This window comes from Rhodovulum sp. DZ06 (genome assembly GCF_050586345.1).
Taxonomy (GTDB): Bacteria; Pseudomonadota; Alphaproteobacteria; order Rhodobacterales; family Rhodobacteraceae; genus JBOCEF01.
Genome location: NZ_JBOCEF010000037.1, coordinates 42,511 through 50,564, shown reverse-complemented (window position 1 = coordinate 50,564; position 8,054 = coordinate 42,511). Strand labels below are relative to the sequence as shown.

The 8,054-nt window shown below is 74.0% G+C and carries 5 protein-coding genes; 3 read left to right on the top strand and 2 right to left on the bottom strand.

The features are described from left to right. Positions 1-156: 156 nt before the first annotated feature. Positions 157-918: an abortive infection family protein gene (locus ACQ5SO_RS15420; protein ID WP_430942512.1), complete on the bottom strand. Its 762-nt coding sequence runs from the start codon at positions 916-918 to the stop codon at positions 157-159. Positions 919-1,071: 153 nt separating this feature from the next. Beyond that, the gene (locus ACQ5SO_RS15415; protein ID WP_430942511.1) at positions 1,072-3,396 is read right to left on the bottom strand and encodes a xanthine dehydrogenase family protein molybdopterin-binding subunit; all 2,325 of its coding nucleotides are present in this window, start codon (positions 3,394-3,396) and stop codon (positions 1,072-1,074) included. A 122-nt stretch (positions 3,397-3,518) separates the two neighbouring features. Between ACQ5SO_RS15415 and ACQ5SO_RS15410 the strand changes: the two genes are divergently transcribed. The 3 genes from ACQ5SO_RS15410 (at position 3,519) to ACQ5SO_RS15400 (ending at position 7,506) form a co-directional block, all read left to right on the top strand. Next, the gene (locus ACQ5SO_RS15410) at positions 3,519-4,613 is read left to right on the top strand and encodes an AbrB family transcriptional regulator (RefSeq protein ID WP_430942510.1); all 1,095 of its coding nucleotides are present in this window, start codon (positions 3,519-3,521) and stop codon (positions 4,611-4,613) included. A gap of 132 nt (positions 4,614-4,745) precedes the next feature. Continuing rightward, positions 4,746-5,336, top strand: a complete 591-nt coding sequence (locus ACQ5SO_RS15405; RefSeq protein ID WP_430942509.1) for a hypothetical protein — start codon at positions 4,746-4,748, stop codon at positions 5,334-5,336. A 28-nt stretch (positions 5,337-5,364) separates the two neighbouring features. Continuing rightward, complete coding sequence (locus tag ACQ5SO_RS15400; protein WP_430942508.1) at positions 5,365-7,506, top strand: methyl-accepting chemotaxis protein; 2,142 nt, start codon at positions 5,365-5,367, stop codon at positions 7,504-7,506. The last annotated feature ends 548 nt before the right edge of the window (positions 7,507-8,054 follow it).

Here is an 8,054-nt window from a genome sequence, read left to right as displayed (position 1 = left end):
GGGGGTTTGGTGGGTGGGGTTTGGGGGGGTGGGGAGAGGGGGGGGGGGGGGTTTCCTCTTTTTTGTTTGGGGGGGGGGGGGGGGGGGGGGGGGGGGGTCCCCCCCCCCCCCCCCTCCCCCGCACCCCCACCTCCCGCAAACTAGGTGGAGCGGCGTCTATTCGCTTTGTTCCTGGAACGTCTCGACGAGGAACGTCGCCATGGCGCCCGCCATGTTTACCGCCAGGCTGGCGTGACGAGGAGCAGGCCGAACCGGCGACTTGCCTCCGCGGCCATGGGCATCCGACAACCGATTGCGCACGGTTCCGATCCCGTTCACCACAGTCATCGCACCGCCGAGGATGGACTTGAACGCGTCTTCGGTGTGCTGGCTGGGCGCCAGGTTCAGCGCCTTGGCGGCCTTGTTGTAGAGCTTCGGCAGGTCGTCGCTGTCGGAATAAGCCTCCCCACACTCGTCCAGGATCCGCTTGGACACGGCTTCGAGGAGCGTGCGTGCCGACGTGATGGCGCCTTCTGGGTCGCTGTTCCGACGGGCAAGCGCCTTATTCCAGGCCGCATGGACGCTCTCGGCATCGAACGATTCAAGGACGTTCGAGGCCACCTTGTCGCTTGGCGCTCCATTTCGGCCTTCGAGATAGTCAATGAGCGGCGTGAAGGCTTTGCTGATGAACTCTCTGCGTCCAGCATAGCTGGCCGATGTCCGCTTTATAAATGGCCAGAAGGCCTCAAGGCTTCGGTAGGTCTTCACGAAAGAGGGAAGCAAATCCCGTAGCTCGCCGTCGTCTATGAATTTGCGGCGAAGCTGCGCGTATGCCCGCTCATCCTCCGGTTCGCCGGTCGCGTAAGCAAGCAGTATTGCCTCAAGAGTCTCGGCCTGCTCCAGCCGTGAAGACGGAATGCCTTCAAGGAAAGCGGGCATTGTTCTCCTCGGGGATCGCGGCGAGAAACGACATGTCAGAGCATGTGAAAACGGAAACCCCAGCAACATCAACCCCGGATAAGAAAAGGGGAGGGTTCGGGAGGGGTCTCCCTCCCGATGGGGGACCGGGGGCGAAGCCCCCGCAACGCCGCCTCAGGCGCGCGCCCCGTTCAGCGCGGCCCAGACGCGGCCGGGGGTGGCGGGCATCTGGAAGCCCTCGACGCCCCGCCCGGCCAGTGCATCGCAGACGGCGTTCATGACGGCGGCGAGGGCGCCGACGGTGCCGGCCTCGCCCACGCCCTTGGCGCCGAAGGGGTTCACGGGGCTGGGGACCTCGTGGAAGCCGCAGTTGAAATCGGGGAACCAGTCGGCGCGGGGCATGGGGTAGTCCATGAAGCTGCCGGTGAGGAGCTGGCCCTCGGCGTCGAAATGCACCGCCTCGCCCAGCGCCTGCCCGGCGCCCTGCACGACGCCGCCATGGATCTGCCCCTCGGCCAGCACGGGGAACATCACCGTGCCGATGTCCTCGACGGCGGCGTAGGAGACGAGGCGGGTCTGGCCCGTGTCCGGGTCGATCTCCACCTCGGCGACATGGCAGCCATTGGGGAAGGTGGCCATCTCGGGCTGGAACTCATCGCGGGCGGTAAGGAGGTCCAGGCCCCTGGCGGCGCGGTGGGCGGCGATCTCCTCGAAGCCGATCCCGCGGTCGGTCCCGGCGATGGTGAAGCGGCCATCGGCATAGTCGATATCGGCGGCGGCGGCCTCGAGCGCCTCGGCGGCGTCCTCGCGCGCCAGGCGGATGAGTTCCCGCGCCGCCCGCGCCGTGGCCTCGGCGCCGGTGGTCATGGCCGAGGATCCGCCCATGCCCTTGCCCGTGGCGCCCCGCCCGGTGTCCTGCTGAACATAGCCGATGCGCTCGGCGTCGATCCCCAGGGTCTCGGCGGCCAGCAGGGGCATGGCGGTCTCAAGCCCCTGCCCCCCGGACATGACGCCCGCGCCAAGCTCCAGCCGTCCGTCCGGCAGCACCGTCAGCGCGGCCTTGTCGAGGCCCGGGGCCGCGGCGGGGCCGCCCGCGTTCTCGACCGGGCAGGCGATGCCGAGGCCGCGGATCAGGCCCTGCGCCTCGGAGGCCGCCCGGCGAGCGGGGAAACCGGCGAGGTCGGCGCGGATGGCCGCCGCCTCCATCACCGCGGGGTAGTCGCCGCTGTCATAGGTGAAGGTGAAGCCGGTGTCCTGGGGGCTGTCGAAGGCCGGGCGCAGGTTGCGGCGGCGCAGCTCGGCCGGATCGATCCCCAGCTTGCGCGCCGCCTCGTCGATGGCGCGCTCGACGGCATAGGTCACCTCGGGGCGCCCGGCGCCGCGATAGGGGGCCGTGGGCGCGGTATGGGTGAACCAGCCCAGCATCTGCCCCGTCAGCACCGGCGTGCGGTACATGCCCGCGATGCCGCCCATGTTCCCCGCGCAGATGGCCGAGCGGATCGAGGCATAGGCCCCCACCGCCACCTGCACGGTCAGGTCCAGCGCCAGGAACTCGCCGCCCGGGCCGAGGGCGAGGGTGGTCTCCATCTCCCAGTCCCGGCCCGCGTCGTCGGACAGGAACCCTTCCGAGCGCTCGGCGGTCCAGCGCACGGGGCGCCCGGCGCGGCGGGCGGCCCAGAACAGGGTCATCTCCTCGCGCTGGGGGCCGGATTTCATGCCGAAGGCGCCGCCGGTGTCGGGGACCGAGACGCGGACCTTCTCCGGCGGCATGGCGAAGGCCTTGGTCAGCGCGCCTTTCAGCGCGGCGGCGTTCTGGATGCCGAGATGCAGCGTGCAGGACCCGTCGGCGGCTGGGATGGCGAGGGCGCCGCGCGGCTCCATCGTCACCGGGAAGACGCGGGTGACCGTGGCGCGGGAGACATGGACATGCGCCGCCCCTTCGCAGGCCGCCTTGAACCGCGCCCGGTCCCCGCGCGCCCAGTGATAGGCGAGGTTGCCCGGCCGGTCCTCCCACACCAGCGGCGCGCCGTCCTCTATGGCGGCGGAGAGGTCCGCCACCACCGGCTCTTCCTCGTACTCGAGCCCGTCCAGCGCGGCCTCGGCGGCGTCCTTGCCCGCGGCGACGGTCTCGGCCAGCACGATGGCGAGGGGTTCCCCGAGCTGCCGGATGCGGTCGCCGACAAGGAAGGGCCGGGGGGTTTCCGTCCGCACCACCCCGTCCGGCCCCTCGATCCGCATCGGGGCGGCGAAGGGGGCGATCCCGTCGGCGGCCAGGTCCTCCGGCCCGTAGACCGCGTGCACCCCCGGCGCCTCGCGCGCGGCCGAGAGGTCCAGCGCCGTGATGCGCGCCGCGGCGACGGGGCTGCGCACGAAGACGGCGTGCAGCGCGCCCTCGGTCGCGGCGGCGAGATCCCCGGTGTAGCGGCCCCGCCCGGAGAGGTGCCGCACGTCCTCGCGGCGCTTCGGACGGCGGGCGGAGACGGTGTCGGATGCGGTCATGGCGGCGGTCCTTCTGCTGCCGGGACGGCGGGGCATTTTGTTGAACAGGTTAATCGTCAGGCTTGCAGATCACCAGAGAGAACGCCACCCTGCACGACCCTCCCCTGCCCAAGAGACCGCCGATGCCCCTGCCCCCGCTCCGCGCGCTGCTGCCCACCGGCTTCGCCCTGGCGCTGGGGCTGGCCGGGGGGCTGGCGGCCACCGCGCTCGGGGCGCCGCTGCCGATGCTGCTCGGGTCCCTCGTGGCGGTCGGGGCGGCGACGGTGGCGGGCTGGACGCCCGGCGGGATCGCCCCGGCGATGCCGCAGGCGACGCGGCTGGTGTTCATCCCGGTCATCGGCGTGTCCATCGGCGCCGCCTTCACCCCGGCGGTGCTGGCCGAGGCCCCGGCCTGGTGGCCCACCCTGCTCGGCCTGCTGGTCTACCTGCCGCTGGCCCATGCCGCGGGGTTCCTGCTCTATCGCCGCGCGCGGGGGCTGGACGCGCCCACCGCCTTCTATGCCGCCGCCCCGGGCGGGCTGATCGACGCCATCGCGCTGGGCGAGGAGGCGGGCGCCCAGATGCGCCCCCTCGTGACCCTCCAGTTCCTGCGGCTGATCCTGAGCATCATGTGCGTGCCGCTGGCCTTCATGCTACTGACCGGCGAGGCGGTGGGCAGCGCCGCGGGCGCGCGGCTTGCGGGGGCGGACGCGCCCATCGGGGCCGCCGACGTCGCGATCCTGCTGGGCGCGGGGGCGGTGGGCTCGATCCTCGGGCGGCGCTGGAACCTGCCCGCGGGGGTGATCACCGGGCCGATCCTGCTGTCGGGGGCCGCGCACCTGGCGGGGCTGACCGGGGCGGCGCCGCCGGACTGGATGCTGGGGGTCACGCAGCTGGCCATCGGCGCCAGCCTCGGCGGGCGCTTCGCCGGGCTGACGGCGGGCGAGTTCTTCCGCTTCGCCGCCCTTGCCGCCGCCAACATGGTCGCGACCATGAGCGTGGCGCTGGCCGCCGCGGCGCTGCTGCACGGCGCGGTGGGGCAGCGGACCGAGGCGGTGATCCTGGCCTACGCCCCCGGCGGGCTGGCCGAGATGTCGCTGGTGGCGGTCTCGATGCAGATCAGCGTGGTCTACGTCACCGCCCACCACGTCGCGCGGCTGCTGCTCTCGGTCGCGCTGGCCAGGGCGGCGGGACGGCGCATCGCCCCGCCGCGGCCGGGCGGCGCCCCGGGGGCGTGACGCCGCGTCGCAAGCCGCCCGCCACGTGGAAACCAAACCGAAAGGGTCCCCCCGGATACTCCGCACCCGGGCGCCGAGCCGCGCCCGCTGTCAGGACATCCCGGCCGATCGGGCCGAAACCGGAGGGGCCCCATGCGCCGAGACTTCAAGATTTCCACCCGGATCGCCGCCGCCGCGTTCGGCGCCGCGCTCCTGGCCGCCGCCCCGGCGGCCGCGGGCGAATTCGACGCCGAGCTGACCGCGCTGGCCGGCGACCGGATCGCCAAGATCGCCGCCGACCCGGCGCTGATCGACGCGATCAAGGCCCAGAACGAACGGCACGCCGCCTTCGGCGAGGCGGACGCGGTGCGCCTCGACGGCGAATGGCGCGCCCAGGTCGGCGCCGCCGAACACCCGCTGATCGACTCGGTGGTGCGCTCGCCGGTCTCGGCCCGCCTGGTCCAGGCCCGCGACGCGGCCGAGGGGCTGTTCACCGAGATCATCGTCATGGACCGGGTCGGCCTGAACGTCGCCACCTCGGACGTCACCTCGGATTACTGGCAGGGCGACGAGGCCAAGTGGCAGCAGACCTACGCGGTCGGCGCCGGGGCCATGCACATCTCGGAGATCGAGTTCGACGAGTCGACCCAGACCTACCAGTCCCAGGTCAGCGTCACCGTCACCGACTCCTCCGGGGCCCCGATCGGCGCGATCACCGTCGGCGTGAACGTCGAATTCCTCTGAAGACCCGGCCCGCGGGGGAGACGCTTCCATGACCGACACCGCCCTCCCCCGCGCCGCCACGACGCGCTTCAGCCGCAACATCGCCATCGGCGTCGGGCTGGCCATCGCGCTGACCGCGGCGCTGAGCATCCTCGTCGCCTCGACGCTGATGGGCCGGCTGGCCCATGACGCCTTCATCGAGGACGCGCGCACCATCACCGAGCTGACCGCCGCCGGCGCGGGCGGCGCGGTGCGCTTCGGCAAGGCCGACCAGCTTGCGGCCGAGTACGCGGCCTTCCTCGAAGCCCATCCCGACACCGCCGTCGCCCTCGGCGCCTGGTCGATATCGGGCGCGGCGGTGACCGGGGTCGGCGCGCTTCCCCCCGGCGCGGCCGAGCTGGCCCGCGCCGCGATCGAGGCGCAGGGCGCCGCGGCCAGCGCCGACGGCCTGGTCCAGGCCATGGCCGTGCGCTTCGGCAAGGAGAACGAGGTCGTCGGCGCGGTCGTCTCGGCCTGGAGCGACGCGGCCCTGACCGCCCGCATCACCGAGGTCGCGCTGCTCTCGGCCGCGATCGGCGCGGCGGGGGCGCTGGCGATGGCGCTGGTCGGCTGGATCGCGCTGCGCCGCTGGCTCTCGCGCCCGCTGCTGCAGCTCGGCGGGGCGGTCGACGCCCTGTCGCGGGGCGACGAGGCCGACATCCCCGGGCTGGAGCGCAACGACGAGATCGGCGCCCTGGCCCGCGCGCTGCGCCGGATCCATGCCGCCGGGCTCGACGCCCGCCGGGTGCGGCTGGCGCTCGACAGCTCCAGCGCCTGCGTGCTGATCGCCGATTCCGACCACCGCATCGCCTTCGTCTCCAGCGCGCTGGAGCGGCTGTTCAAGACCCATGCCGCGGCGGTGAAGCAGGACGCGCCCGGGCTCGATCCCGGCGCGCTGGTCGGCGAGAAGCTGCGCGATCTCGGCGACGCGCTGAAGCCCGCGCTGCGCGGGCTGAGCGAGACCCGCACCGCGGCGCTGAGCTTCGGCGGCATGCAGATGTCGATCACCGCCTCGCCGGTCTCGGACGACGCCGGGACCCGCATCGGCACGGTGATGGAATGGTCCGACCTGACCGAGGTGCTGCGCCTGCAGGACGAGATCGGCCGCGCCGCCGGCGCCTTCGCCGAGGGCGACTTCGCCCGGCGGGTGACCACGGATGGCGAGGGGCGCCTCGGCGCCGTCGGCGCGCGGCTCAACATGGTGGGCGACGCGCTCTCCAGCTTCGTCGACCAGGTCGAGCAGGCCGCGGCGGCGATCGCCCGCGGCGACCTGGTGCACCGCATCCCGACCGGCGCCCCGGGCCGGTTCGGCGAGGTGGCGCAGGCCCTGGACGACGCCTCCGCCGGGCTCTCCACCCTCGTCGCCCGCATCCAGCATGCCGAGACCGCGATCCGCGACGCGGTGGACGAGGTCGAGGGCGGCTCGGCCGACCTCGCGCAGCGCACCGAGGTGCAGGCCGGCTCGCTGGGCGAGACGGCGGCGAGCATGGAGGAGATGTCGGCCTCCGTCTCCGGCGCCGCGCGCAACGCCCGGCACGCGTCCGAACTCGCCCGCCAGGCCCGCGACCGGGCCCAGGACGGCCGCTCGGTGGTCGACGACGCGGTCGGCGCGATGAACGAGATCGAGCGCAGCTCGGAGCGGATCACCGACATCATCACGGTGATCGACAGCATCGCCTTCCAGACCAACCTGCTGGCGCTGAACGCGGCGGTCGAGGCCGCGCGGGCGGGCGAGGCGGGCAAGGGCTTCGCGGTGGTGGCGTCCGAGGTCCGGACCCTCGCGCAGCGCAGCTCGGAGGCCGCGCGGGACATCGGCGCGGTGATCACCGAATCCGGCGGCAAGATCGCCGAGGGCGTCGGGCTGGTGCATTCCACCGGCGCGGCCCTGGGCGGGATCCTCGACGCGATCGAGAAGGTCGCGAACACGATCGACGAGATCAGCGAGGCCGCGCGCGAGCAGAGCGAGGGGGTCGAGGGGATCAACCAGTCGCTGTCCTCGATGGACGAGATGACCCGCCGCAACGCGGGCCTCGCGATCCAGAGCGCCGAGGCCTCGGCGAGGCTGCGCGAACAGGCCGGCGACCTGGCCCTGCTGATGCAGAGCTTCCAGACCGACGGCGCCCGCGCGGCGCCCCGGCAAAGCGCGGCGTAACCGCCGGGGGCCGCAGGCGGACCCGAACCACGGGGCGGGCGCGTGACCAGCCGACGGGGGAAGTAGACGCCCGCCGCATGACGGGCCAAGGCCGCGCGGGCTGCGGGCGACGCGGCCCCGCCCTTCTCCCGCCTCCCCCGAATGCCCCGCGACCGCCGGCGCCGCCGGCGCACCCCGCCTGCCCACGGGCGCCCGGCGGCGGCGCAGCCGTCCGCCTCCGCCCGCGAGGCGGGGGCCTGCCCCCTCCGAGCGGGCGGACCCCGCCCCCCGGCGCCGATGCTCGTCCCACCGGGCCCACGGGCGCCCCGCACGCACGGCGCGCCCGGTCCCCGGCCCGCGCACCGCCCCCCCACGCTGTCCGACCCCGGCGCCGCCCGCCGCGCCAGGCCCAGGGCCGCGCATCCCCGCCCGCGCCGCGCGCCTCCCGACCCGCCCCGACCGCATCCCGCCCTGCAGGCGCCGACGCGCCGCACGCCGCCCGCTGGACCTCGCCCCGGGGGCGCCCCATCCTGCCCCGCGCCGACCCATTCCCGCCCCGGAGCGCCGCC